The sequence below is a fragment of the Bacillus cereus group sp. BfR-BA-01379 genome, from assembly GCF_022663605.1.
GTDB classification, from domain to species: domain Bacteria; phylum Bacillota; class Bacilli; order Bacillales; family Bacillaceae_G; genus Bacillus_A; species Bacillus_A mobilis.
The window spans coordinates 1-26,561 of record NZ_JAKUFT010000016.1 but is presented as its reverse complement, the minus strand read 5'-3'; the positions used below and the strand labels follow the sequence as shown (position 1 = coordinate 26,561).

The following is a 26,561-nucleotide window of genomic DNA, read 5'->3' as shown; positions in this document are numbered from 1 at the left end:
ACGCAATCCTCCTTGCTTAACTTATTTTTATTGTTCACTAACATGAACTTTTACTGTTGCTGTTACTTGCGGATGCAATTTCACAGTAACGTTTGTATAGCCTAATGCACGAATTGCATCATCCATTTCAAATTTACGCTTATCAAGTTTAATCTTGTGTGATTTTTGCATTGCATCTACGATTTGTTTACTTGTGATTGAACCAAATAGACGGCCACCTTCTCCAGATTTAGCCTTTACTTCTACAGTTAGTTTCTCTAACGTTTCTTTTAACTCTTTTGCACTTTCAAGCTCTGCCTCTGCATCTTTTTCTTCTTTGCGTTTTTGAGCTTCTAAAGTTTTCATACTGCTATTTGTCGCCTCAGCAGCTAATCCTTGTTTTAGTAAGAAGTTATTTGCATAGCCATCTGGTACGTTTTTTACTTCTCCTTTTTTCCCTTTACCTTTTACGTCTTTTAGAAAAATTACTTTCATGATTGTGTGCCTCCCTGTAAATAGTCATCAATAACAAATCGAAGCTTCTCCTCAGCTTCATCTACTGTAACATTTTTCATTTGTGTGGCTGCATTCGTTAAATGCCCACCACCGCCTAAATTCTCCATAATTAGCTGCACATTCACTTCACCTAAAGACCTGCCGCTAATTCCAATGAAATTCTCGCCACGTTTTGCAATAACAAATGATGCAATAATTCCTGTCATTGTTAATAATGTGTCCGCCGATTGCGCAATAAGTACTTGATCGTAGTAATCATCACTATCCACTTTTGCAATCGCAATTCCATTTGTATAAATGTACGCATTTTTAATAGCTTTTGCAACCCGTAAGTACTGATCCATATCTTCTTTTAAAAGCTCTTGTACAAGTACAGTATCTGCACCATGTGAGCGTAAATAAGAAGCAGCATCAAACGTACGAGCACCTGTCCGGAATGTAAAACTTTTCGTATCAACAATAATACCCGCTAACAATGCTGTCGCTTCTAACATTGTCATTTTTAAATTTTTCGGTTGGTATTCAAGTAATTCTGTAACAAGTTCTGCCGTGGAAGAAGCATATGGCTCCATGTAAACAAGCAATGGATCTTCAATAAAATCTTCTCCTCGGCGATGATGGTCAATAACAACTACATTTTCAATTTTGCGTAACAGCTTTTCTTCCATCACCATTGAAGGTTTATGCGTATCAACAACAACAAGTAAAGAATCATCATTTGCAAATTCCATCGCTTGTCCTGGTGTAATAAAGTGAGACCATAACTCTTCGTTTTGTTTCACTTTATCCATCAAACGCTTAATTCCCTTATCAGAATCATTTTCATCTAACACAATATATCCTTTGCGCTCATTTAATTGCGCTACCTTTAAAATACCAATCGCAGCACCAATTGCGTCCATATCAGGAGCCCTGTGCCCCATTATAATGACATTACTACTTTCTAATACTAAATCCTTTAATGCATGCGAAATAACTCTGGCACGTACACGAGTACGTTTTTCAACCGGATTTGTCTTACCACCATAAAACTTAACTTTACCTGTCGCTTGTTTAATAGCTACTTGATCTCCACCACGGCCGAGTGCAAGGTCTAAACCGGACTGAGCCATTGCTCCAAGCTCTGATAAAGGTAAATCACCTGATCCAACACCTACACTTAAGGTGAGTGGTATATTCCTTTTGGATGTTTCTTCACGCACCTGATCTAAAATGCTAAATTTCCCTTTCTCCATCTGTGCTAAAATACTCTCATTTAGTACAACGAAGAATCTTTCTGAAGATGCACGTTTTAAATATGCCCCATACTTAACGGCCCATTCATTTAGTCGTGACGTTACAAGACTTGTTATATTCGTACGTAATTGATCATCTAACCCTTGTGTAACTTCATCATAATTATCTAAATAAATGACAGCTAAAACAGTGCGTTGATCCTCGTACATCTTTTCAATCTCAGTTTGTTCTGTTACATCAAAGAAATAGATTAACTTTTCTTCTTTCCTTACAAAAACGCGAAACTTTCGATTATTTAAAGAGACTATATCATCGGAAGTTTCTCCTTTAATAAAAAGAAGTAACGTTTCTGATACATCATAAAGGTGCCATCCAGCTAATGCATGCTGTCCTAGGCATGAAGATAAATAAGGATTCGCCCAATCAATCCCATAATCCTTATTGTATAACAAAATACCAATCGGCATTTGGTTAAATGCCTCATTACTCACTTTCTTTACTCTTGTAATCATCTCTGTCGTATGTTTTTCAAAGTTCTTTTGAAAGGTAAGTTCAAATCGTACAACAACAAAAAGGACGATACAAAAAATAAAAAAGGAGACTATCCCCATCATTAAATGAAAATAACAAAGGATCGAAATGAGCACAAACACAAAAAATGCCAATACATAAACAGGATATAAAAACCACTGTTTCTTATAAAATTCAGGCATGTATACAACTCCTATAAAGTAAAACTAACTCATCTTCCAGTTAGTTAAACAGATTAAAATAGTATAAGGAATATTACTTTATCCTCCTATTTTAGAACGCAATGAAATCCCTAAATCAATTATACCTAAGATTGTCACAAGAGGAAACAGCATCGGAATAAACATGCAGACAATAAAACTAATAATAGGAATCCCTTTCGTAAAACCTTTTCTATGCGCTAGAAAAGCGATAAATGTCAGACCTTGCAGTACTAGTAGTAAAGCAAATATGACATATAGGTTAGAAAATACCATATGTAAATATGATGTCGGTTCTACTTTTATAAAAGTTGATAGCAAAATAAATATAACGTAATACCAAACAATGCTCTTTGGTAACTGTATATCTTTAAATTTAGACCAAGGTATAACATCATGCTTTAGTTTTTTCAAAACACTACCTGATATCATAACTGTAATCCAAGAAAAACATACCGAGACCATTACAAGTATACTCGGAAATATCATTTGTAATATATCATTCATTTGTGCAAGTAACTCTTTTTGTTCTTTACTAACTGGCATACCAGCAGCACTTGCTATCTTTTCACTTTGCGCCATACTTTCATTAAACATATTTTGCATTTGCTTCATTAAATCTATGTTAAAAAACTTTATACTCGCAACATAAATGAGCATAATACCGATTAAGTATGCAAGTGACCCTGTTATCAAAATTTCCAACGGTTTGCTTTGTTTTTTATACATGTATCCTAAAACAATACCCATCAACCCAAACACGACCGTCTTTACTAGACCTATTGGCTGACCTACAATAACAGCAATTAAAAATGCTGCTGTAAAAATTACAAAAGCATTAGGTAAAGTATATCTTATCATTAGCAATATAAACGGCAACGGCAACACAAACGTTACAACTGTACCTAAAATCGGGACGTATATAGATACAAGCAATAACATTGCATATATCGCTAACAGTGCTGCACCCTCAGTAATAAATTTGGTATTTTTCATCATCTAACCTCTCTTTCAAAAAAGAAAAGCATAGCAAAATGCACAGTAGAGTCCGACTCTACTGTGCATTTCATACGCTATTATTCACCAACATATGGTAAAAGTGCCATTTGACGAGCACGTTTAATTGCAACTGTAAGTTTGCGTTGGTATTTTGCGCTTGTTCCTGTTACACGACGAGGTAAAATTTTACCACGCTCAGAAACGAAACGTTTTAATAAATCAACATCTTTATAGTCAATGCGAGTGATGCCGTTAGATGTGAAGAAACACACCTTACGACGTTTCGCACGTCCACCTTTGCGTCCTGCCATGTCTATTCCCTCCATTCTTTGTTAAAACTAACTAATTTACTGTATTAGAACGGTAAATCGTCGTCGGAAATGTCGATCGGTTGACCTACATTTGAAAATGGATCGTCATTCTTCGTAAATCCAGAGTTTCCTTGGTTACCTTGGTTACCTGAATTACTAGATTGACCAAATGGGTTAGAGCTTTGGTTACCGAAACCAGCTCCTGATGGTTGCTGATTAAATGAACCACGTTGCTCCCCACCGCCATTACGCGGCTCTAAAAATTGTACGCTTTCCGCAAGAACTTCTGTTACATATACACGTTTGCCATCTTGTCCATCGTAATTACGAGTTTGAAGACGCCCATCTACGCCTGCTAAGCTACCTTTTTTCAAATAATTTGCTACGTTTTCTGCTTGTTTACGCCATATTACACAATTAATAAAGTCAGCTTCACGCTCACCTTGTTGATTCGCAAATGCGCGATTCACAGCTAACGTAAAAGTAGCTACTGCAACACCATTGGGCGTGTAACGTAAGTCAGGGTCCTTAGTTAAACGACCAACGAGGATAACACGATTCATCAATCGAACCACTCTCCCTTATATATCAATTATTTTTCTTCTTCTTTAACAACGATATGACGAAGGATGTCTTCGTTGATCTTAGCTAAACGGTCGAATTCGTTAATCGCTTCTGCGTTAGAGTTCACGTTTAAGATCATGTAGAAACCTTCACGTAAGTCGTTGATTTCGTAAGCTAAACGACGCTTACCCCACTCTTTCGTGTTAATGATTTCTGCACCATTGTTTGTTAAAACACCTGCAAAACGTTCAACTAAAGCTTTTTGAGCTTCTTCTTCAACGCCAGGACGAATGATGTACATAATTTCGTACTTTCTCATTACACTTTCACCTCCTTTTGGTCTAAACGGCCCATAATGGGCAAGGAGCAATTAATTTATAGTAATTACTCACGAGTTTAGATTATATCATAGTAAGTTAGATGAATCAACTCACCCATGCATAAAAAACTTGGCAAACACATAATATATTTGCCAAGCTCATATCTTTATTTTTCCTAGGAAATATTAAATTAAACGTTGAAGCGGAAGTGCATAACGTCTCCGTCTTTTACGATATACTCTTTTCCTTCTAAACGAACTTTACCAGCTTCTTTTGCAGCTGTCATAGAACCGTTTGTCATTAAATCTTCGTAAGAAACTGTTTCCGCACGAATAAATCCACGCTCAAAGTCTGTATGAATTACGCCAGCACATTGTGGTGCTTTCATACCTTGTTTAAACGTCCATGCACGTACTTCTTGCACACCTGCTGTAAAGTACGTAGCAAGTCCTAATAAATCATACGCAGCACGAATTAATTGATCTAAACCAGATTCTTCAATACCTAGTTCTTCAAGGAATACTTTTTTCTCTTCCTCGTCTAGCTCAGCGATTTCTTCTTCGATTTTTGCACATACAACGATTACTTGAGAATTTTCATTTGCAGCAAATTCTTTTACCATTTGTACGTATTTGTTTTCAGAAGGATCGATAATATCATCTTCACTTACGTTTGCTACATATAGCATTTCTTTCGTTGTAAGTAAATGAAGGCCTTTAACAATCTTCATTTGCTCTTCAGTGAATTCAACAGTACGAGCTGGTTTGCCCTCTTCAAAAGCTTCTTTTAAGCGAACTAAAATTTCATGCTCATATACTGCTTCTTTATCTTTTTGTCTTGCTAATTTCGCAACACGTTCGATACGTTTATCAACAGATTCTAGATCAGCTAAGATTAGCTCTAAGTTGATTGTTTCAATGTCATCGATCGGATCTACTTTCCCTGAAACGTGTGTAATATTTTCGTCTTCAAAACAACGAACAACTTGGCAAATTGCATCTACTTGGCGAATGTGAGATAAGAATTTATTTCCTAAACCTTCACCTTTACTAGCACCTTTTACGATACCCGCGATATCAGTAAACTCAAATACAGTCGGAACAGTTTTTTTCGGTTCTACTAATTCCGTTAATTTATTTAAACGCTCATCTGGTACTTCTACAATTCCTACGTTTGGATCAATTGTACAGAATGGATAGTTTGCAGATTCTGCTCCTGCTTGTGTAATTGCATTAAATAAAGTGGACTTCCCTACGTTAGGTAATCCAACAATCCCAGCCGTTAATCCCATATTTTTCACTCCTATGTCTTAATCTTTCATCATTATAGATAGTAACGAAAAAAATGACAAGTTTCCTCCAAACGAAAAAAGTAACAGCTACCCACTGCAACTGTTACTTACTCTCTATTCTTCATGCTTCACAAGTATTTTTTTCACCTTACGATCAAATTCTCTTCGAGGAATCATTACTGAATGGTCACATCCCTCGCACTTAATGCGGATATCCATTCCCATACGAATAATCTTCCAGCGATTCTCACCACATGGGTGGGCTTTCTTCATTTCCACAACATCGTACAAGTTATACTGCTTTTGCTCCATTCTCCAAACCCCTCTCCATACTAAATTGCTTTTCCACTCACCAATTCTTCACGATTATATAAAACCATACGTGGATATGGAATTTCAATTCCATGTAAATCTAGACGATTTTTAATTTCTTTACGAAGGGCTCTTGCAACAACCGCATGTTGCATCGGCTCTACTTCCGCAATAACACGTAATATAACTTCTGATGCAGCCAATGTTTGCACACCTAATAACTGAGGCCTTGCTACCATTTGCGTATACTGTGCAGGTAATTCTTCTAATAAATCTTCAATGACTTGCTCCGCTTTCGCTATGTCAGCCTCATACGAAATGGATACATCAACAAATGCTACACTATTACTAACTGAATAGTTCGTAACTTGAATGATACTTCCGTTTGGTAAAGTATGAATTTCGCCTGTCCAACTCTTTACTTTTGTTGTACGAAGTCCAATTTCTAGAACGACACCTTCAAACTGACCAATCTTCACATAGTCACCTACCGAAAATTGATCTTCTAGCAAGATAAATAACCCCGTAATGACATCTTTCACTAAACTTTGAGCACCAAATCCGACCGCTAAACCAATTACCCCAGCACCCGCCAATAGACCAGATGCATTAATATTAAACACACCTAAAATTGCAATTAACATAATGAACATAACAACGTATGCCACAATATTTTCAAGTAACTTCGCTACTGTAACGGTACGACGTTCTGAAATTTGAATTGGCGAACGGCTTCCCATACGAAACGCATTTCGCACAATTGCACGCGCAACTCGTACAACAACCGCACCAATTATTAAAATAATACATATTTTCAATGTCGCTGTTCCAATATCAGCCCAACGATCAGCATTTAATAAATACTGTTTCGTGGCATTAAACCACTTTGTTAATAAATCCATGTACCTCTACCTCTCCAGCCAAAATTTCTTTTTAGTTATCCTTCTTATTGTATCAGAAGTCTCCTAATTGCTGAAAAAATTTTATGACTTTAATTATATTTGTTAACTTCCATACAGGTATAAAATGGAACGAATATATATATACTAGTACTATTATTTCCGTTTTCACTCAAGTTTTACAAGAAGTACGCACTTATAGTTTTCCATTTTACTCACCATATAACATATTTTGAAAATTTATTAAAAGGATGGATGCTTCATGAATATTGGAAGTTTTCGCTTACCCTTTTTCGAAAAAGAAACTCAAAATGTTATGCACCAAGACGTAGAAGCCTCCGAGACCATTAGTAACTTCTTACTTTCCCATATCCCTATTAAAACAAATATACCGATTATTCTCGTTTGTATTGGAACAGATCGTTCTACAGGCGATGCACTTGGTCCGTTAGTCGGTACGAAACTAGAACAAGTAGGAATTAAAAACCTCCAAGTGTTTGGCACACTAGATGAGCCGGTACATGCGCTAAATTTAGAAGAAAAAATTCAGAATATACAGAAAAATAATCCTACTTCGTTTATAATTGCGGTTGATGCCTGTTTAGGAAAGTCTCAAAGTATCGGTTCCATCACTACCGGAATGGGGCCTAGTAAACCTGGAGCTGCGATGAACAAAAAGTTACCTGCAGTTGGTGATTTACATATTCATGGCATCGTAAATCTAAATGGTTTTATGGAGTTTTTCGTCCTGCAAAATACAAGATTAAGTTTAGTCATGAAAATGGCTGATGTAATTGCACAAAGTATAAAAGAAACAGACCAAAAATTATCTGTATTAAAAAAAGCAAACCATCTATAAATAATAAGATGGTTTGCTTTTTAGTTTTTCTTTGCTAATAATTCTAAAATACGATTTAAATCTTCTTTATTAAAAAATTCAATTTCGATTTTACCTTTTTCTTTTTTCGTTTCTTTAATCTTCACATCTGTGCCAAACTTTTCTCTTAAGAACGTTTCGCGCTCTACAAAAAATATATTTCTCTCTTTTTTCACTTGTTTTGTTTCACGTGAAACGCGTTGATTAATCTCCTGAACAATTTTCTCTAATTGACGAACATTTAATCCTTCTTTTTCGATTCGTTTTAATAAAGATTTTAATTGTTCTTCATCTTTTATCGTAAGCAAAGTTCTCCCATGAGCCATTGAAAGTTGCCCATTTGCAATCATATCTTGCACAAAAGAAGGGAGGCTTAATAACCGTGTATAGTTTGCAATGTAAGGTCTGCTCTTGCCAAGACGTTTTGCTAATTGTTCTTGCGTTATATTTAGCTCATTCATTAACATTTGATATGCCATTGCTTCTTCCATTGGATTTAAATCTTCTCGTTGTAAGTTTTCAAGCAATGCAAACTCCATCATTTGCTGCTCATTTAATTGTCTTACAACAGCAGGTACCTTTTCGAGCCCCGCCTCTTTGGCAGCACGATATCTTCTTTCACCTGCAACGATTTCATATCCTTTAATACTCTTCCTAGCAATTAATGGTTGCAGTATGCCATGCTCTTTAATAGAAGCCGACAATTCTTGAATCGCCTCTTTATTAAAGTGTTTACGTGGTTGATATGGATTCGGTCTTAATTCAGTTATCGCAATCTCCTGAATTGTTTCTTCTTCTTTCACATCTAAATCAGGAAAAAACACATTGATTCCTCTTCCTAATCCTTTAGCCACCTGCAATCACTTCCTCTGCTAAATCTATATATACTTCTGCCCCTCTTGATTTAGCGTCATACTGCATAATTGGTTTCCCATGACTTGGTGCCTCACTTAAACGAACATTACGAGGAATAATCGAGCGGTATACTTTATCCCTAAAGTATTTTTTCACTTCATCTATAACCTGAATCCCTAAATTCGTACGGGCATCCAACATTGTTAGCAATACACCTTGAATTGCTAGATTTTTATTTAAGTGCTTTTGCACAAGTCGAACTGTATTTAATAGCTGACTTAATCCTTCTAGTGCGTAATACTCGCATTGAACAGGAATAATAACAGAATCTGCTGCGGTTAATGCATTAATCGTTAATAACCCTAAGGACGGGGGACAGTCGATAATAATATAGTCATATTCATCACGAACTGGCTGTAATGCCCTTTGTAAACGTACTTCCCGGGAAATAGTCGGTACCAATTCAATTTCAGCACCTGCCAATTGAATTGTAGCGGGTAGAACATCTAAGTTTTCAGTTGCGGTTTTACGTATAACCCCTTGAACATCTGCATCTTCCACAAGAACATTGTAAATACATTGATCTAATTCGGATTTTTCAATTCCCACACCAGTCGTTGCATTTCCTTGAGCGTCAATATCTACAAGAAGGACCTTTTTACCTACTTGTGCCAATCCAGCCCCTAAATTAACAGATGTGGTTGTTTTCCCAACGCCACCTTTTTGATTGGCAATAGCAATGATTTTTCCCATGATGTCACCTACTTTCAACCTTTCTATCTTATTCTAGTAACAATTACGTTTATTGTAACATGAAATAAAAGTTTTTCTTTTACGTCCTTATTAAACTTCAAAATTTATTTGTAAACTCCTTCTTCATCTAACAAGAAAATATAGTAAAAGAGACCTATCCAATAGGATAAGGTCTCTTACACGCCATTATTATTTTTTCTTCGGAATTTGAATTGTAATTTGATAGTACTCATCAAATTCTTCTTCCTCAGAATTAACATTTAAACCACTGTCAGCAACCATTTGTAATGACTGCCTAATTGTATTCATGGCAATTCTCGTATCTCGACTTACTGCTTTTTGCTTTGCCTTACGCTTCGGTTTTGCTTCCTCTAGTAATTTCGCAATTCGTTCCTCTGTTTGCTTTACATTCAGCTGTTTCTCCACAATTTCCTGTAAAACCTTCAGTTGTAATTCCTCATTTTTTAAAGGAATGAGCGCGCGAGCATGTCTTTCTGTAATGCTTTTTTCTAATAACGCACTTTTTATTTCTTCAGGCAACTTTAACAATCGCAACTTATTTGCGATTGTGGATTGTCCTTTTCCAAGTCGTTGTGCCAATGCTTCTTGTGTTAAATTATGTAACTCAATTAGCTTTTGATATGCCACAGCTTCCTCGATTGCCGTTAGTTCCTCACGTTGCAAGTTTTCAATTAAAGCTACAGAAGCTGTCTCTGTATCATTTAAGTTTTTTATAATTGCAGGAACCTTTTCCCACCCTAACTTTGTTGCCGCACGGAAACGTCTTTCCCCAGCAATAATCTCGTACTTATCATCCTCATATTGCCTCACAACAATTGGCTGAATAAGTCCATGTGTACGAATCGTTAATGCTAGCTCCTCAATACGCGCATCATCAAAAACTGTTCGTGGTTGATAACGGTTAGGGGTAATATTTACTATCGGAATTTCTTGTATTTCTTCATATACCTTTTTATCTATTTCTTCATGGCTTTCGTCTTGTAATTCGAATTCGCTCTCTTTATCTCCAAAGCCAAATAAACGAGAAAACGTATTTTTCATACATATTCCACCACCTTTTAGGCCTATTGACTATTCTCCATAAAATGTTTCCTATGAAACATTTACGTTTTCATTTATATAATTTAATCTTACGTCTAATAAGATTTATTTTTCAATAGGTAATTTATTGGGTGTTCCCGGTTTGCGTGGATATTTCTTTGGTGTCTTGCGCTTTTTCTCGATTAATAAAATATTACGTTCACTTTCTTCAAACGGTAATTGGAACGTAGACATTTCTTTTAGATCCCCGCCTAGCACCTCTAAAGCATACTTGCCATTTTCAATTTCTTCGTTTGCTGCAGCACCTTTCATTGCAATGAATGTTCCTCCAACTTTTACAAGTGGTAAACATAGCTCGCTTAATACCGAAAGACGTGCAACTGCACGTGCCATTACAATATCGTACGATTCACGTACACCTTCTTTTTTCCCAAATGTTTCAGCACGATCATGACAAAACGCAACGTCACTTAATTCCAACTTTTGCGCTAAATGATTTAAGAAATTAATGCGCTTTTGCAATGAGTCTACAATTGTCACTTTTAAGTGCGGGAAACAGATTTTTAAAGGAATACTTGGGAATCCAGCTCCTGCGCCAACATCACAAATTGAGAATGGTTTTGAAAAATCATAATAAAAAGCAGCTGTAACGGAATCAAAAAAGTGTTTTAAATATACTTCTTCTTTCTCCGTAATCGCCGTTAAATTCATTTTTTCATTCCACTCTACTAATGTTTCGAAGTAGATTTCGAACTGCTCTAACTGTCTAGAAGAGAGGGTGATCCCCTTCTCTTCTAGCATAGATTGAAATTGTTCTATGTTCATCTAGCAATATCTCCTTACTATTTATTGGTTCGATACTCGCGCAATTTTTCCTTGTTCAATATACACAAGTAAAATGGAAACATCCGCTGGGTTTACGCCAGAAATACGTGAAGCCTGCCCCATTGAAAGTGGACGAACATCTTTCAATTTCTGTCTAGCTTCTGAGGCAATGCTAGAAATCGCATCATAATCGATATCCACAGGGATTTTTTTGTTTTCCATTTTCTTCATACGCTCTACTTGCTGTAAAGATTTTTCAATATATCCTTCGTACTTAATCTGAATTTCAACTTGTTCTGTCACTTCATCACTTAATTCTACTTCACTTGGTACTAAAAGATGAATGTGCTCATAAGTCATCTCTGGACGACGTAATAAGTCACTTGCACGTATTCCATCTTTCAATTCACTTCCGCCAATGCTACGAATTAATTCTTGAACTTCAGGACGTGGCTTAATAATGATGCTGCTTAAACGTTCCTTTTCCTGTTCAATTTGTAATTTTTTATTTGTAAATCGCTCATAGCGCTCTTCTTTAATTAATCCAATTTCACGACCAACTTCAGTTAAACGAAGATCAGCATTATCATGGCGTAATAATAGGCGATATTCTGCACGAGACGTTAATAAACGATATGGTTCATTTGTACCTTTCGTTACAAGATCATCAATTAAGACACCAATATAAGCATCCTCGCGACCTAAAATAACTTCTTTTTTTCCTAAAGAACGACATGCTGCGTTAATTCCAGCCATAAGCCCTTGTCCCGCTGCCTCTTCATAACCAGAAGTTCCGTTAATCTGTCCTGCTGTATATAAATTTTTAATTTTTTTCGTTTCAAGTGTTGGCCATAGTTGTGTTGGCACCATCGCATCATATTCAATCGCATAACCTGTACGCATCATTTCAACGTTTTCTAGACCAGGGATTGTTCTAAGCATATCACGCTGCACATCTTCTGGTAAGCTTGTAGATAAACCTTGTACATATACTTCTTGTGTATTACGTCCCTCTGGCTCTAAGAAAATTTGATGACGTGGTTTATCATTAAACCTTACTACCTTGTCTTCAATTGAAGGACAATATCTAGGTCCTGTTCCCTTAATCATACCAGAATACATAGCTGAGCGATGTAGGTTTTCATCTATTAAACGATGTGTTTCCGTACTTGTATACGTTAACCAACATGGAATTTGATCCATGATAAATTTTGTCGTTTCAAAAGAGAAAGCTCTTGGTTTATCATCACCTGGCTGAATTTCTGTTTTACTGTAATCAATTGTATTACTATTTACACGCGGAGGTGTACCTGTTTTAAATCTAACAAGATCAAATCCAAGCTCCTCTAAATGTTCAGATAAAGTAATAGATGGTTGTTGATTATTCGGACCGCTCGAATATTTTAAATCCCCCATAATAATCTCACCACGTAAAAATGTTCCAGTCGTAATTACTACTGTCTTTGCTGTATATTCAGCACCAGATTGCGTAATTACCCCTTTACATTCGCCATCTTCAACGATTAAACGCTCTACCATTCCTTGGAACAACGTTAGATTTGGTGTTTCTTCAATTGTTTTCTTTAATTCATGCTGGTAAGAGAACTTATCTGCTTGTGCTCGAAGTGCACGTACAGCTGGTCCTTTACCCGTATTTAACATACGCATTTGAATATGTGTTTTATCAATGTTGCGTCCCATTTCTCCGCCTAATGCATCAATTTCACGAACAACAATCCCTTTTGCTGGTCCACCAACAGAAGGGTTACATGGCATAAACGCTACCATATCTAAATTAATTGTTAACATTAATGTGTTGGAGCCCATTCGTGCTGCCGCAAGACCAGCTTCACATCCTGCATGACCTGCACCGATTACTATGACATCGTATGAACCGGCATTGTATCCCATTGTTTATTCCTCCTAATAATCTCTATCTTTCTAAAACGTCACTATATTATTTTCCTAAACAAAATTGAGAGAACAGCTGGTCAATTAGGCTTTCATGGACGGTATCACCAGTAATTTCACCAAGTATTTCCCACGTTCTTGTTAAATCAATTTGCACCATATCAATTGGAACACCATTTTCTATCGCCTCAATCGCATCCCCAATTGTTTTTCCTGCTTGTGTTAATAATCCAATATGTCTTGCATTAGAAACATATGTCACATCTGCAGAATCGATTGCTCCTTCAAAGAATAAATCAGCTATTGCCTTTTCAAGCTCATCTATTCCTTGTTCCTCAATTAACGATGTTGTAATAACACGATTTCCAGCTGACAATTCTGTAACACGTTCCATATCAATTGTTTGCGGTAAATCAGTCTTATTTACAATAACAATGAAATCTTTTCCTTGTACGGCACGGAATAGATCTTCATCCTCATTCGTTAAGGCCTCGCTATAATTCACGACAACTAACACTAAATCAGCTTGGCTCATCATTTCTTTTGAACGCTCTACACCAATTCTTTCAACAACATCTTCTGTTTCACGAATTCCGGCTGTATCTATAAGTTTAAGTGGTACACCACGCACATTAACGTACTCTTCAATAACATCACGAGTTGTTCCTGCAATATCCGTTACAATTGCCTTTTTCTCCTGAACGAGACTATTTAATAGCGATGACTTCCCAACGTTAGGTCTACCGATGATCGCAGTAGCAATACCTTCACGTAAAATTTTTCCTTGCTTCGATGTTTCTAATATCTTTGCAATTTCGGCACGAACATGTGTAGCTTTCTCAATTAAAATATTATGTGTCATTTCTTCCACATCATCATATTCCGGGTAATCTATGTTTACCTCAACATGAGCTAACGTTTCTAATATGTCCTGACGCAGACGGCCGATCAATTTAGATAATCGTCCTTCCATTTGATTAATTGCTACATTCATTGCACGATCTGTTTTTGCACGGATTAAGTCCATAACAGCTTCTGCTTGTGATAAATCAATACGGCCATTTAAAAAAGCACGTTTCGTAAATTCACCAGGCTCCGCTAATCGTACTCCTTGCGCTAAAATAAGCTGCAACACTTTGTTTACCGAAACAAGTCCACCGTGACAGTTAATTTCTACTATATTTTCACGTGTAAAAGTCCTTGGCGCACGTAGAATAGACACCATTACTTCTTCAATAACTTGATTTGTATCTAAATCAACAATATGACCATAATGAATTGTGTGAGAAGGAACCTCTGTTAAATCCTTCCCTTTAAAAATACGATTAACTTTTTCAACCGCATCATCCCCACTTACTCGAACAATGGCAATTGCACCCTCTCCAAGCGCTGTGGAAATCGCGGCAATTGTATCAAATTCCATGTCCTTTCACCTCACTTGCTTATTTATCTCTATTTCAACATGATTATTTTCTTCACTAAATTATTAGAATACCATAACGAACCTATCTACAAAAGAATAATAACTCATTTTATTATGTCCTCATGTAAAAAACACTAAACTTATTCACAGTGGATAAGTTTAGTGTTTTTTAGTTATCCACACCTATTTTCCCCTCAAAAAAACCGGCACTCAATTGAGTAACCGGTCACTTGGAAGATATTACAACATGTCGATGTGGTTCTTTTCCTTCAGAAGTTGTAATGATATTTTGATGATTAGATAATGCTTGATGGATAATCTTTCGTTCAAAAGATGGCATAGGCTCCAACACAACCCTTTTTTTCGTACTTACTACTTGTTTTGCTAATCGATAAGAAAGGGCTTCTAATGTACCTTTTCTTTTACTACGATAATTTTCGGCATCTAGTGTGATGCCAATATACTGCTTCGTATTACGATTCGCCACAAGTTTTGTTAAATACTGCAAAGAATTCAAGGTATTTCCTCTTTTTCCAATCAAAACACCTATATTTTCGCCAGAAATTGTAAATTCAACTTCGCGTCCTTTTACAATTTTACTAATCTCAGCTTCCACACCCATATCGTGAATCACATTTTTTAAATATTCTTCACATTCTTGAATCGGATCTTTCTTCAATACAACTTCTACTACTGCAGGTCGATTCCCAAATAAACCTAGGAACCCTCTTTTACCTTCATCGATAATATTTATATCTACTCGGTCTTTTGAAACATTTAATTGTCTTAAAGCATCTTGTACTGCCAGCTCGACTGTTTGTCCTTTAGCAGTAATTACACTCACTTGCTTGATCCTCCTGCCTTACTAGCCTTAATTTCTGGCCCCTTGATCAAGTACATTTGAGCGATACCAAAGATATTACCAACAACCCAGTAAAGTGATAATGCAGCTGGGAAGTTAATTGCAAAGACTAAAATCATAATTGGCATAAGCCAAATCATCATTGCCATTTGCGGATTTTGACCAGCTGTTCCTGCCATTGCAAGTTTTTGCTGAATAAATGTCGTAATTGCCGCAACAACCGGTAAGATATAGAACGGATCTGCCTGCCCTAAGTCGAACCATAAGAATGTATGCTTACTAATTTCTGCTGTTCTCATAATCGCATGGTAAAACGCGAATAAAATAGGCATCTGAACAAAGATTGGTAAACATCCTGCTAATGGATTTACACCATTTTTTTGATATAACTGCATCATTTCTTGTTGTAGTTTTTGCTGTGTTGCTTGATCTTTAGAACTATATTTCTCTTTTAACTTCACCATTTCTGGTTGTAACGCCTGCATTGCTTTCGTACTCTTCGTTTGTTTAATCATTAATGGTAATAATGCAAAACGAATGATAAGCGTTGTAACGACGATTGCTAAACCGTAATTACTACCAAATAAGTTGGCAAAATACGTAATTAACTGAGAAAGCGGATATACGAAATATTCATTCCAAATTCCAGTACTTTTCGGCGTAATCGGCTGATTCACTTCACTACAGCCAGTAGCAATTGCCATTAATGCAATAACCATGGCTAGTAAACCTATTTTCTTTTTCAAAGCCTGCTCCTCCTTGTTTCGGTATGTATATAGTGTAATTCATTTCCTTACGCTACTTTTTTATTCTTTTCATACCAGAGCGTTTAAAGACATGAATTAAGCTTTTCTTTAATTCTTCATATGTCATCTCTGCACAAGGCTTCCTTGCTATTATAACAAAATCTTTTCCAGAATCTATCTCATCTTTTAATTCTGTGATTGACTGGCGAATCATACGTTTAATTCGGTTACGCACTACTGCATTCCCTATTTTTTTGCTGACAGAAAGACCAATACGAAAATTTGGCTGCTCTGCCTTATCTAGTTGATAGACAACAAGCTGACGATTCGCATTCGATTTTCCTTTTTGAAAAACCGTCTGGAATTCATCATTCTTTTTTATACGATGTGTTTTCTTCATATCAATTGACACTCCTGTAGTTCATCAGTGGAAATTCACTATTATTAGAAAAAAAGACCACTGAACGATCAGTGGTCTACGCAGATAATACTTTTCTTCCTTTACGACGACGAGCTGCTAGCACTTTACGTCCGTTCGCTGTGCTCATACGGCTGCGGAAACCATGTACTTTGCTGCGCTTACGTTTATTTGGTTGGTAAGTTCTTTTCATTATATGACACCTCCCTGAGGAATATCTGTTAAAGACAGTCCTATAAATTATAGTTAATCAACTAGGAAAATGTCAATGGTTCTCGAAATTTTCATCAAATATTCATTTTGAACCTATTCACATACTTTTTCACAGACCCTATATTTCCTTGTGGATAAATGTTTTTTCTTGTTTTTTATATCCACAAACCTTTTTCGCACTTTTACACAGTATATCGTGTTGTGGACAAGTTTATTCCACAAGGTATTGATTTTGTGGATAACTTTCTGAAATTCATTGCTATAGCTACTTTTTTTTGATATTATAGTTGTGTTTTCACTTTGAATAAGTTTTCCACATCTTTATCTTATCCACAATTTGTGTATAACATGTGGACAGTTTTAATCACATGTGGGTAAATAATTATCCACATTTGCTTTTTTTGTCGAAAACCCTATCTCATATACAAACGACGTTTTTAGGTTTTAAAATACGTTTCGTATAAATATACATTTTATATTTATTTAGGTTGTACATTTGTTGCGCAACCTTATTCTTTTACCATCTTAGTAAAGGAGGGACACCTTTGGAAAACATCTCTGATTTATGGAACAGTGCCTTAAAAGAACTAGAAAAAAAGGTCAGTAAGCCAAGTTATGAAACATGGTTAAAGTCAACAACCGCGCATAATTTAAAGAAAGACGTATTAACAATTACGGCTCCAAATGAATTCGCTCGTGATTGGTTAGAATCTCATTATTCAGAGCTAATTTCGGAAACACTTTACGATTTAACGGGGGCAAAATTAGCTATTCGCTTTATTATTCCCCAAAGTCAAGCTGAAGAGGAGATTGATCTTCCTCCTTCTAAACCAAATTCAGCACAAGATGATTCTAATCATTTACCACAGAGCATGCTAAATCCAAAATATACGTTTGATACATTTGTTATTGGCTCTGGTAACCGTTTTGCTCACGCTGCTTCATTGGCCGTAGCTGAAGCGCCAGCTAAAGCATATAATCCCCTCTTTATTTACGGGGGAGTTGGACTCGGAAAGACCCATTTAATGCATGCAATTGGTCATTATGTAATTGAACATAACCCAAACGCGAAGGTTGTATATTTATCATCAGAAAAATTTACAAATGAATTCATTAATTCTATTCGTGATAATAAAGCGGTCGATTTTCGTAATAAATACCGTAATGTAGATGTTTTATTGATAGATGATATTCAATTTCTAGCAGGAAAAGAACAAACTCAAGAAGAGTTTTTCCATACATTCAATGCATTACACGAAGAAAGTAAACAAATTGTAATTTCAAGTGATCGGCCACCAAAAGAAATTCCAACTTTAGAAGACCGTCTTCGTTCTCGCTTTGAATGGGGACTCATTACGGATATTACGCCACCAGATTTAGAAACACGAATTGCAATTTTACGTAAAAAAGCAAAAGCTGAAGGACTCGATATACCAAATGAGGTTATGCTTTATATTGCAAATCAAATCGATTCAAATATTCGTGAACTAGAAGGTGCACTTATCCGAGTTGTAGCCTATTCATCTTTAATTAACAAAGATATTAATGCTGATTTAGCAGCTGAAGCACTTAAAGATATTATTCCAAATTCTAAACCAAAAATTATCTCCATTTATGATATTCAAAAGGCTGTTGGGGATGTTTATCAAATAAAATTGGAAGATTTCAAGGCGAAAAAGCGAACAAAATCAGTTGCTTTCCCTCGCCAAATTGCAATGTATTTATCACGCGAACTTACAGACTCCTCCTTACCTAAAATAGGTGAAGAATTTGGTGGACGTGATCATACAACAGTTATCCATGCACATGAAAAAATTTCTAAGCTGCTTAAAACGGATACGCAATTACAAAAGCAAGTTGAAGAAATTAACGATATTTTAAAGTAGTAGCTGAATAGTGTGAATAACTTACCTTGTTTTACGCACAGTCTATCCACATGTAGATAGACTGTTTTTACATCCTTTAACGGGGTTATCCACATATCCACAAGCCCTATTACTATTACTACTATTTTTTATCTTTATTAATTAAATAAAATCTTATACTTACCGGAGGTTTTTCTTTATGCGTTTTACAATACAAAAAGACTATCTTGTAAGAAGTGTACAAGATGTAATGAAGGCTGTTTCTTCTCGTACAACAATTCCGATCCTTACAGGAATTAAAATTGTCGCTACGGAAGAAGGCGTTACGTTAACAGGAAGCGATGCTGATATTTCAATTGAATCCTTTATCCCAGTTGAAGACGATGGAAAAGAAATCGTAGAAGTAGCGCAATCAGGAAGTATTATTTTACAAGCAAAATATTTTAGTGAGATTGTAAAAAAATTACCTAAAGAGACTGTCGAAATTTCTGTGGAAAATCATTTTATGACAAAAATAACTTCTGGAAAATCAGAGTTTAATTTAAATGGTTTAGATTCTGCTGAATATCCATTGTTACCACAAATTGAAGAACATCATGTTTTTAAGATTCCAACAGATTTACTGAAACATATGATCAGACAAACGGTATTTGCAGTTTCCACTTCTGAAACAAGACCGATCTTGACAGGTGTAAACTGGAAAGTATATAACAGCGAACTAACTTGTATTGCTACAGATAGTCACAGGTTAGCTCTTCGAAAAGCAAAAATCGAAGGAATCGCAGATGAATTTCAAGCGAATGTTGTTATTCCAGGTAAAAGCTTAAATGAATTAAGCAAAATTCTAGATGAGTCTGAAGAAATGGTAGATATCGTTATTACGGAGTATCAAGTATTATTCCGTACAAAGCATTTATTATTCTTCTCAAGATTGTTAGAAGGGAATTATCCTGATACAACTCGCTTAATTCCAGCCGAAAGTAAAACAGACATTTTTGTAAATACAAAAGAATTTTTACAAGCAATTGATCGTGCATCTCTATTAGCAAGGGATGGTCGTAATAATGTTGTAAAATTATCAACTTTAGAGCAGGAAATGCTAGAGATTTCTTCGAATTCACCAGAAATCGGGAAGGTAGTAGAAGAAGTTCAATGTGAAAAAGTAGATGGGGAAGAGTTAAAAATATCTTTTAGTGCAAAATATATGATGGATGCACTGAAAGCTTTAGATAGTACTGAAATTAAAATTAGCTTTACTGGCGCAATGAGACCATTCTTAATTCGCACAGTAAATGATGAGTCCATTATTCAATTAATTTTACCGGTTCGTACTTACTAAGTAAGAAGTAAGGGTTGCTAGTTTTCAGATACTAGTAGCCCTTATTTGATTTTTGGGTATTACTTTCCTAATGTTAGTTTATTTAGTACAATGAAAGAATGAACACTTTCAGAAAGTGAGCGATTTTATGAAACGTATTAAAATTTCAACAGAGTATATTACACTAGGACAATTTTTAAAGTTAGCCGATGTAATTGATACAGGTGGCGCTGTAAAATGGTTTTTACAAGAATATGAAGTGTACGTGAATCAAGAACTTGAAAATAGAAGAGGTCGCAAATTATATGCGAACGATATTATTGAAATTCCAGGAAGCGGAAGTTTCCAAGTTCAGGCATAAAGGGGGAGCCCTTTGTTTATTTCAGAAATACAGTTAAAAAACTATCGCAATTATGAAAAGTTAGAGCTTTCCTTTGAAGATAAAGTGAATGTGATTATCGGTGAAAACGCGCAAGGGAAAACGAATTTGATGGAAGCTATTTACGTTTTAGCGATGGCGAAATCTCATAGAACCTCTAATGATCGCGAGCTTATCCGTTGGGATGAAGATTTCGGTCAAATTAAAGGGAAATTACAAAAGAGAAATAGTTCTTTGTCTTTAGAATTAAATATTTCGAAAAAAGGTAAAAAGGCAAAATTAAATCAACTTGAACAACAAAAATTGAGTCAATATATTGGCATGATGAACGTTGTCATGTTTGCCCCAGAAGATTTAAATCTTGTAAAAGGAAGCCCTCAAGTAAGAAGACGCTTTTTAGATATGGAATTAGGTCAAATAGCTCCAGTCTATTTGTATGAGTTGAGTCAATATCAAAAGGTGCTCACGCAACGAAATCACTTGCTGAAAAAGATGCAAGGGAGTAGCAAGAATGAGGAAACGATGTTGGATGTATTTACACTTCAACTTATTGAGCATGGTGCAAAAATATTGCAAAAACGGTTTGAATTTTTGCATTTACTACAAGAATGGGCAGCTCCAATTCATCGCGGTATAAGCCGTGGATTAGAAGAATTAGAAATTGTCTATAAACCAAGTGTAGATGTATCAGAATCAATGGATTTGTCGAAAATAAAAGAAGTATACTATGAAAATTTTCAATCTGTGAAACAACGTGAGATTTTCCGTGGTACGACTTTAATTGGTCCTCATCGTGATGATTTACAATTCTTCGTTAATAGTAAAAATGTTCAGGTCTTTGGTTCGCAAGGACAACAACGAACGACCGCACTGTCCCTAAAATTAGCTGAAATTGAATTGATTTACTCAGAAGTTAAGGAATATCCAATTCTTTTATTGGATGATGTATTATCAGAATTAGATGATTATCGTCAATCGCATCTGTTAAATACAATTCAAGGAAAAGTGCAAACATTTGTGACAACGACGAGTGTCGACGGAATTGAACACGAAACATTAAAAGAAGCGAAAACAATTCATGTAACGAACGGCACGGTAGATTGTGAAATAGATAGGGCGTAATCCCTATTTAAATGGAAAAGTAGGTGATCTTTGTGTCAATGGAACAAAAGCAAATGGAAGAAAACTCATATGATGAAAGTCAGATACAGGTACTTGAAGGATTAGAAGCGGTTCGAAAGCGCCCTGGTATGTACATTGGATCTACAAGTGGAAAAGGACTTCACCATCTTGTGTGGGAAATCGTCGATAACAGTATTGATGAAGCACTTGCAGGATATTGTGATGAAATTAACGTTAGTATCGAAGAAGATAACAGTATTCGTGTAACGGATAATGGACGCGGTATTCCAGTTGGTATACAAGAAAAAATGGGACGTCCTGCTGTAGAAGTTATAATGACTGTTCTCCATGCTGGTGGTAAGTTTGGCGGTGGCGGTTATAAAGTTTCTGGTGGTTTGCATGGTGTTGGGGCATCTGTAGTAAATGCTCTATCAACAGAACTAGAGGTATTTGTACATCGTGAAGGGAAAATCCATTATCAAAAATACGAACGAGGTATTCCGGTTGCGGATTTAAAAGTCATTGGTGACACAGATCAAACAGGAACGATAACTCGATTTAAACCAGATCCAGAAATTTTTCAGGAAACAATAGTATACGAATTTGATACGCTAGCAACTCGTATGCGTGAATTAGCATTTTTAAATCGTAATATTAAATTAACAATTGAAGATAAACGTGAACAGAAACAGAAGAAAGAATTCCATTATGAAGGTGGAATTAAATCATATGTTGAACATTTAAATCGTTCGAAACAGCCAATTCATGAAGAGCCTGTATATGTAGAAGGGTCAAAAGATGGTATTCAGGTTGAAGTTGCGCTTCAATATAACGAAGGATATACAAATCACATTTACTCATTTACAAATAATATTCATACGTATGAAGGTGGTACACATGAGGTAGGATTTAAAACAGCCTTAACTCGTGTGATCAACGATTATGGTCGTAAAAATAATATTTTAAAAGATGCTGATAGTAATTTAACTGGTGAAGATGTTCGTGAAGGTTTAACAGCAATTGTGTCAATTAAACATCCAAATCCGCAATTCGAAGGACAAACAAAGACGAAGCTTGGAAATAGTGAAGCAAGAACAATTACAGAGTCAGTATTCTCAGAGGCATTTGAAAAGTTCTTACTGGAAAATCCCAATGTTGCACGTAAAATTATAGATAAAGGGACGATGGCAGCGCGTGCGCGTGTAGCAGCTAAAAAGGCTCGTGAGTTAACTCGCCGAAAGAGTGCTTTAGAAGTTTCAAGTTTACCAGGGAAATTGGCAGATTGTTCTTCTAAAGATCCAGCAATTAGTGAAATTTATATCGTAGAGGGTGACTCTGCGGGTGGGTCTGCGAAACAAGGGCGCGATCGTCATTTCCAAGCAATTTTACCGTTAAAGGGTAAAATTATTAACGTTGAAAAGGCACGCTTAGATAAGATTTTATCAAATGATGAAGTTCGTACAATTATTACAGCGATCGGTACAAATATCGGCGGAGACTTCGATATTGAAAAAGCACGCTATCATAAAGTTATTATTATGACCGATGCCGATGTTGATGGTGCGCATATTCGTACCCTATTATTAACGTTCTTCTATCGTTATATGCGTCAAATAATTGAGTGTGGTTATATCTATATTGCGCAGCCGCCGTTGTTTAAAGTACAACAAGGTAAAAAAATTCAATATGCTTACAACGATAAGGAACTTGAAAAAATATTAGCAGAATTACCAGCTCAACCTAAGCCAGGGATTCAGCGTTATAAAGGTCTGGGGGAAATGAATCCAACCCAGTTATGGGAGACGACAATGGACCCAGAAGTACGTTCATTACTTCAAGTTTCTCTTCAAGATGCAATTGAAGCGGATGAAACATTTGAAATTTTAATGGGAGATAAAGTAGAGCCGCGTCGTAACTTTATCCAAGAAAATGCAAAATACGTGAAAAACCTTGATATTTAAATGGATAATGACAGGAATCTAAGTATTCCTGTCTTCTACATATAAATCAATGTATGTGTAACGGAAATGTAAGAGGAGGTGCTCGTTGATGTCAGACAATCAACAACAAGCACGAATTCGAGAAATTAATATTAGTCATGAAATGCGTACCTCGTTTTTAGATTACGCAATGAGTGTTATCGTATCTCGTGCATTACCAGATGTTCGTGATGGATTAAAACCTGTGCATCGTAGGGTTTTATATGCGATGAATGATTTAGGAATTACAGCTGATAAAGCGTATAAGAAATCAGCGCGTATTGTCGGTGAAGTAATCGGTAAGTATCACCCTCACGGTGACTCAGCTGTTTACGAGACGATGGTACGTATGGCGCAAGATTTTAGTCAGCGTTATATGCTTGTTGATGGGCATGGTAACTTTGGTTCTGTTGATGGCGATTCAGCAGCAGCAATGCGTTATACAGAAGCAAGAATGTCTAAGATTTCTATGGAATTAATACGTGATATTTCAAAAAATACGATTGATTATCAAGATAACTATGATGGTTCTGAAAGAGAGCCAATTGTATTGCCAGCGCGTTTTCCTAATTTATTAGTGAATGGTACGACGGGAATTGCGGTTGGTATGGCAACAAATATTCCACCGCATCAACTTGGTGAAGTAATTGATGGTGTATTGGCACTAAGTCATAATCCTGACATTACGATTGCGGAATTAATGGAGTTTATTCCAGGACCTGATTTTCCAACAGCAGGTTTAATTCTGGGACGAAGTGGAATTCGAAGAGCGTATGAAACAGGTAGAGGCTCTATTATGCTTCGAGCTAAAGTTGAAATTGAAGAGAAGTCAAATGGTAAACAATCTATTCTTGTAACTGAACTACCTTATCAAGTTAATAAGGCACGATTAATTGAAAAAATCGCAGAATTAGTTCGTGATAAGAAAATTGAAGGTATTACAGATTTACGTGATGAGTCAGATCGAAACGGTATGCGTATTGTTATGGAAGTACGCCGTGATGCTAATGCCAATGTACTATTAAATAATCTATATAAACATACAGCACTTCAAACAAGTTTCGGTATTAATATGTTGTCTCTTGTAAATGGAGAGCCACAAGTATTGAATTTAAAACAAAATTTATATCATTACTTGGAGCATCAGAAGGTAGTAATTCGTCGACGTACTGCTTATGAATTAGAAAAAGCAGAGGCGCGTGCTCATATTTTAGAAGGATTACGAATCGCTCTAGATCATCTTGATGAAGTTATTACGTTAATTCGTAGTTCGAAAACAGCAGATATTGCAAAGCAAGGCTTAATGGAACGTTTCGGTTTAAGTGAGAAACAAGCGCAAGCAATTTTAGATATGCGTCTGCAACGTTTAACAGGATTAGAACGTGAAAAAATCGAGCAAGAATATCAAGACTTAATGAAGTTAATCGCTGAATTAAAAGCAATTTTAGCAGATGAAGAGAAAGTTCTTGAGATTATCCGTGAAGAATTAACAGAAGTAAAAGAGCGCTTCAATGATAAGAGACGAACAGAAATTACAATTGGCGGCATGGAATTTATTGAAGATGAAGATTTGATTCCAGAGCAAAACATCGCTATTACGTTAACTCATAATGGTTATATTAAGAGGTTGCCAGCTTCTACGTACAAAACACAGAACCGTGGTGGACGTGGTGTACAAGGAATGGGAACAAATGATGATGATTTCGTAGAACATCTATTAACTACTTCTACGCATGATCACATTTTATTCTTTACTAATAAAGGGAAAGTATACCGTACGAAAGGATATGAAATTCCAGAGTATAGTCGTACAGCAAAAGGTATACCGATTATTAACTTATTAGGTGTAGATAAGGGTGAATGGATTAACGCCATTATTCCAATTCGTGAATTTGGTGACGATGAATTCTTATTCTTCACAACAAAACAAGGTATTTCTAAGAGAACGCCACTTTCATCATTTGCTAATATACGTACGAATGGTTTAATTGCAATATCTCTTCGTGAAGAGGATGAAGTAATATCTGTACGTTTAACATCTGGTGATAAGGATATTATTGTAGGAACAAGCAACGGTATGCTAATTCGCTTTAACGAGCAAGATGTGCGTTCTATGGGACGTAATGCGGCTGGTGTAAAAGCAATTACATTAGGTGAAGAAGATCAAGTTGTAGGCATGGAAATCGTTGAAGAGGATGTAAATGTTCTAATTGTAACTAAAAATGGTTATGGAAAACGTACACCAATCGATGAATACCGTCTACAAAGCCGTGGTGGTAAAGGTCTGAAGACTTGTAATATTACAGATAAAAACGGTAAGTTAGTAGCTGTTAAATCTGTAACAGGTGAAGAAGACATCATGTTAATTACGGCAGCGGGTGTTATTATTCGTATGCCGGTTGATCAAATCTCTCAAATGGGACGTAATACACAAGGTGTTCGTCTAATTCGTTTAGAGGATGAGCAAGAGGTAGCGACGGTAGCAAAAGCGCAAAAAGATGAAGAAGAGGAATCGAATGAAGAGGTTTCTTCTGAAGAATAAGAGGTGGGATTTTCCCCCCTCTTATTTTTTTATAATAATACTTGCATAGCAATAGAAAACTCTATATAATAGGCAGAGTCAGCAAATGAGGGATACAAATTATCTTGAAAAACTTGTTGACGAAAATAATATACTATGATATATTATAAAAGTCGCTGAAACGCGATGTTGAACTTTGAAAACTAAACGAAACAAACAACGTGAAACGTCAATTTTTATTTTTAGATGCTAGACAAACTAACTTTATTGGAGA

Annotated in this window: 26 protein-coding genes; 7 read left to right on the top strand and 19 right to left on the bottom strand. The window is 36.0% G+C overall.

Translation table 11 applies throughout. The annotated features are described in order from the left end of the window. Positions 1-27 precede the first annotated feature (27 nt). The 9 genes from rplI to MR113_RS08640 all read right to left on the bottom strand — a co-directional run bounded on the left by rplI (position 28) and on the right by MR113_RS08640 (position 7,161). Positions 28-474, bottom strand: a complete 447-nt coding sequence (rplI, locus tag MR113_RS08680; protein WP_061679600.1) for a 50S ribosomal protein L9 — start codon at positions 472-474, stop codon at positions 28-30. Then, positions 471-2,444 (bottom strand): DHH family phosphoesterase, encoded by a 1,974-nt coding sequence (locus tag MR113_RS08675; RefSeq protein ID WP_001113902.1) that lies wholly within the window; start codon positions 2,442-2,444, stop codon positions 471-473. Before MR113_RS08675 ends, rplI begins: the two co-directional genes overlap by 4 nt. A 78-nt stretch (positions 2,445-2,522) precedes the next feature. Then, positions 2,523-3,458: a YybS family protein gene (locus tag MR113_RS08670; protein ID WP_242253531.1), complete on the bottom strand. Its 936-nt coding sequence runs from the start codon at positions 3,456-3,458 to the stop codon at positions 2,523-2,525. 80 nt (positions 3,459-3,538) lie between these two features. Then, positions 3,539-3,772: a 30S ribosomal protein S18 gene (rpsR, locus tag MR113_RS08665; RefSeq protein ID WP_000918874.1), complete on the bottom strand. Its 234-nt coding sequence runs from the start codon at positions 3,770-3,772 to the stop codon at positions 3,539-3,541. A 44-nt stretch (positions 3,773-3,816) separates the two neighbouring features. Beyond that, complete coding sequence (gene ssb, locus MR113_RS08660; RefSeq protein WP_000981963.1) at positions 3,817-4,338, bottom strand: single-stranded DNA-binding protein; 522 nt, start codon at positions 4,336-4,338, stop codon at positions 3,817-3,819. Positions 4,339-4,364: 26 nt separating this feature from the next. After that, positions 4,365-4,655, bottom strand: a complete 291-nt coding sequence (gene rpsF, locus MR113_RS08655; RefSeq protein ID WP_001233781.1) for a 30S ribosomal protein S6 — start codon at positions 4,653-4,655, stop codon at positions 4,365-4,367. A 191-nt stretch (positions 4,656-4,846) separates the two neighbouring features. Then, positions 4,847-5,947: a redox-regulated ATPase YchF gene (gene ychF / locus MR113_RS08650; protein ID WP_000524656.1), complete on the bottom strand. Its 1,101-nt coding sequence runs from the start codon at positions 5,945-5,947 to the stop codon at positions 4,847-4,849. Positions 5,948-6,061: 114 nt separating this feature from the next. Continuing rightward, positions 6,062-6,259 (bottom strand): DUF951 domain-containing protein, encoded by a 198-nt coding sequence (locus tag MR113_RS08645; RefSeq protein WP_000436051.1) that lies wholly within the window; start codon positions 6,257-6,259, stop codon positions 6,062-6,064. A gap of 20 nt (positions 6,260-6,279) precedes the next feature. Continuing rightward, on the bottom strand, positions 6,280-7,161 hold the full coding sequence (locus MR113_RS08640) for a mechanosensitive ion channel family protein (RefSeq protein ID WP_242253526.1): 882 nt from the start codon (positions 7,159-7,161) through the stop codon (positions 6,280-6,282). 259 nt (positions 7,162-7,420) lie between these two features. On the opposite strand from MR113_RS08640, the gene yyaC reads away from it, so the two are divergent. Next, positions 7,421-8,017, top strand: coding sequence for a spore protease YyaC (gene yyaC, locus MR113_RS08635; RefSeq protein ID WP_242253524.1), 597 nt, complete (start codon positions 7,421-7,423; stop codon positions 8,015-8,017). Positions 8,018-8,037: 20 nt separating this feature from the next. On the opposite strand, the gene spo0J is transcribed toward yyaC, so the two are convergent. The 10 genes from spo0J to rpmH all read right to left on the bottom strand — a co-directional run bounded on the left by spo0J (position 8,038) and on the right by rpmH (position 17,083). Further along, on the bottom strand, positions 8,038-8,889 hold the full coding sequence (gene spo0J, locus MR113_RS08630) for a stage 0 sporulation protein Spo0J (protein ID WP_242253510.1): 852 nt from the start codon (positions 8,887-8,889) through the stop codon (positions 8,038-8,040). Beyond that, the gene (soj, locus tag MR113_RS08625) at positions 8,882-9,643 is read right to left on the bottom strand and encodes a sporulation initiation inhibitor protein Soj (protein ID WP_000516117.1); all 762 of its coding nucleotides are present in this window, start codon (positions 9,641-9,643) and stop codon (positions 8,882-8,884) included. The genes spo0J and soj overlap by 8 nt, the downstream gene beginning before the upstream one ends. A gap of 189 nt (positions 9,644-9,832) precedes the next feature. Further along, positions 9,833-10,705, bottom strand: a complete 873-nt coding sequence (noc, locus tag MR113_RS08620; RefSeq protein WP_000799027.1) for a nucleoid occlusion protein — start codon at positions 10,703-10,705, stop codon at positions 9,833-9,835. Positions 10,706-10,810: 105 nt separating this feature from the next. Then, a complete protein-coding gene (gene rsmG, locus MR113_RS08615) occupies positions 10,811-11,530 on the bottom strand; it encodes a 16S rRNA (guanine(527)-N(7))-methyltransferase RsmG (protein ID WP_242253508.1) in 720 nt (239 codons plus the stop codon). Between the two features lie 21 nt (positions 11,531-11,551). After that, the gene (gene mnmG / locus MR113_RS08610; protein ID WP_097817173.1) at positions 11,552-13,441 is read right to left on the bottom strand and encodes a tRNA uridine-5-carboxymethylaminomethyl(34) synthesis enzyme MnmG; all 1,890 of its coding nucleotides are present in this window, start codon (positions 13,439-13,441) and stop codon (positions 11,552-11,554) included. Positions 13,442-13,487: 46 nt separating this feature from the next. Then, the gene (gene mnmE / locus MR113_RS08605) at positions 13,488-14,864 is read right to left on the bottom strand and encodes a tRNA uridine-5-carboxymethylaminomethyl(34) synthesis GTPase MnmE (protein WP_242253502.1); all 1,377 of its coding nucleotides are present in this window, start codon (positions 14,862-14,864) and stop codon (positions 13,488-13,490) included. Between the two features lie 226 nt (positions 14,865-15,090). Then, entirely contained in the window at positions 15,091-15,708 is a 618-nt protein-coding gene (gene jag / locus MR113_RS08600) for an RNA-binding cell elongation regulator Jag/EloR (protein WP_242253499.1), read from the bottom strand. Next, positions 15,705-16,472 (bottom strand): YidC family membrane integrase SpoIIIJ, encoded by a 768-nt coding sequence (spoIIIJ, locus tag MR113_RS08595; RefSeq protein ID WP_061679591.1) that lies wholly within the window; start codon positions 16,470-16,472, stop codon positions 15,705-15,707. Before spoIIIJ ends, jag begins: the two co-directional genes overlap by 4 nt. A 52-nt stretch (positions 16,473-16,524) precedes the next feature. Next, positions 16,525-16,872, bottom strand: a complete 348-nt coding sequence (gene rnpA, locus MR113_RS08590; protein WP_000750813.1) for a ribonuclease P protein component — start codon at positions 16,870-16,872, stop codon at positions 16,525-16,527. Between the two features lie 76 nt (positions 16,873-16,948). After that, positions 16,949-17,083, bottom strand: coding sequence for a 50S ribosomal protein L34 (gene rpmH / locus MR113_RS08585; protein ID WP_000831901.1), 135 nt, complete (start codon positions 17,081-17,083; stop codon positions 16,949-16,951). A gap of 565 nt (positions 17,084-17,648) precedes the next feature. Between rpmH and dnaA the strand changes: the two genes are divergently transcribed. The 6 genes from dnaA to gyrA all read left to right on the top strand — a co-directional run bounded on the left by dnaA (position 17,649) and on the right by gyrA (position 26,308). Next, positions 17,649-18,989, top strand: a complete 1,341-nt coding sequence (dnaA, locus tag MR113_RS08580) for a chromosomal replication initiator protein DnaA (protein WP_016085337.1) — start codon at positions 17,649-17,651, stop codon at positions 18,987-18,989. Positions 18,990-19,167: 178 nt separating this feature from the next. Beyond that, the gene (dnaN, locus tag MR113_RS08575) at positions 19,168-20,307 is read left to right on the top strand and encodes a DNA polymerase III subunit beta (protein WP_001212888.1); all 1,140 of its coding nucleotides are present in this window, start codon (positions 19,168-19,170) and stop codon (positions 20,305-20,307) included. A gap of 127 nt (positions 20,308-20,434) precedes the next feature. Next, positions 20,435-20,647: a S4 domain-containing protein YaaA gene (gene yaaA / locus MR113_RS08570; protein ID WP_000821366.1), complete on the top strand. Its 213-nt coding sequence runs from the start codon at positions 20,435-20,437 to the stop codon at positions 20,645-20,647. 12 nt (positions 20,648-20,659) lie between these two features. Next, a complete protein-coding gene (recF, locus tag MR113_RS08565; protein ID WP_242253497.1) occupies positions 20,660-21,787 on the top strand; it encodes a DNA replication/repair protein RecF in 1,128 nt (375 codons plus the stop codon). A 38-nt stretch (positions 21,788-21,825) separates the two neighbouring features. Continuing rightward, complete coding sequence (gene gyrB, locus MR113_RS08560; protein ID WP_242253494.1) at positions 21,826-23,748, top strand: DNA topoisomerase (ATP-hydrolyzing) subunit B; 1,923 nt, start codon at positions 21,826-21,828, stop codon at positions 23,746-23,748. 88 nt (positions 23,749-23,836) lie between these two features. Continuing rightward, positions 23,837-26,308, top strand: a complete 2,472-nt coding sequence (gene gyrA, locus MR113_RS08555) for a DNA gyrase subunit A (protein ID WP_242253492.1) — start codon at positions 23,837-23,839, stop codon at positions 26,306-26,308. Positions 26,309-26,561 lie beyond the last annotated feature (253 nt).

Coding starts and splice junctions, on each gene's coding strand:
- rplI (WP_061679600.1), bottom strand. CDS start 474: ATGAAAGTAATTTTTCTAAAAGACGTAAAAGGTAAAGGGAAAAAAGGA.
- MR113_RS08675 (WP_001113902.1), bottom strand. CDS start 2,444: ATGCCTGAATTTTATAAGAAACAGTGGTTTTTATATCCTGTTTATGTA.
- MR113_RS08670 (WP_242253531.1), bottom strand. CDS start 3,458: ATGAAAAATACCAAATTTATTACTGAGGGTGCAGCACTGTTAGCGATA.
- rpsR (WP_000918874.1), bottom strand. CDS start 3,772: ATGGCAGGACGCAAAGGTGGACGTGCGAAACGTCGTAAGGTGTGTTTC.
- rpsF (WP_001233781.1), bottom strand. CDS start 4,655: ATGAGAAAGTACGAAATTATGTACATCATTCGTCCTGGCGTTGAAGAA.
- ychF (WP_000524656.1), bottom strand. CDS start 5,947: ATGGGATTAACGGCTGGGATTGTTGGATTACCTAACGTAGGGAAGTCC.
- MR113_RS08645 (WP_000436051.1), bottom strand. CDS start 6,259: ATGGAGCAAAAGCAGTATAACTTGTACGATGTTGTGGAAATGAAGAAA.
- MR113_RS08640 (WP_242253526.1), bottom strand. CDS start 7,161: ATGGATTTATTAACAAAGTGGTTTAATGCCACGAAACAGTATTTATTA.
- yyaC (WP_242253524.1), top strand. CDS start 7,421: ATGAATATTGGAAGTTTTCGCTTACCCTTTTTCGAAAAAGAAACTCAA.
- soj (WP_000516117.1), bottom strand. CDS start 9,643: ATGGGAAAAATCATTGCTATTGCCAATCAAAAAGGTGGCGTTGGGAAA.
- noc (WP_000799027.1), bottom strand. CDS start 10,705: ATGAAAAATACGTTTTCTCGTTTATTTGGCTTTGGAGATAAAGAGAGC.
- rsmG (WP_242253508.1), bottom strand. CDS start 11,530: ATGAACATAGAACAATTTCAATCTATGCTAGAAGAGAAGGGGATCACC.
- mnmG (WP_097817173.1), bottom strand. CDS start 13,441: ATGGGATACAATGCCGGTTCATACGATGTCATAGTAATCGGTGCAGGT.
- mnmE (WP_242253502.1), bottom strand. CDS start 14,864: ATGGAATTTGATACAATTGCCGCGATTTCCACAGCGCTTGGAGAGGGT.
- rnpA (WP_000750813.1), bottom strand. CDS start 16,872: ATGAAGAAAACACATCGTATAAAAAAGAATGATGAATTCCAGACGGTT.
- rpmH (WP_000831901.1), bottom strand. CDS start 17,083: ATGAAAAGAACTTACCAACCAAATAAACGTAAGCGCAGCAAAGTACAT.
- dnaN (WP_001212888.1), top strand. CDS start 19,168: ATGCGTTTTACAATACAAAAAGACTATCTTGTAAGAAGTGTACAAGAT.
- yaaA (WP_000821366.1), top strand. CDS start 20,435: ATGAAACGTATTAAAATTTCAACAGAGTATATTACACTAGGACAATTT.
- gyrB (WP_242253494.1), top strand. CDS start 21,826: ATGGAACAAAAGCAAATGGAAGAAAACTCATATGATGAAAGTCAGATA.
- gyrA (WP_242253492.1), top strand. CDS start 23,837: ATGTCAGACAATCAACAACAAGCACGAATTCGAGAAATTAATATTAGT.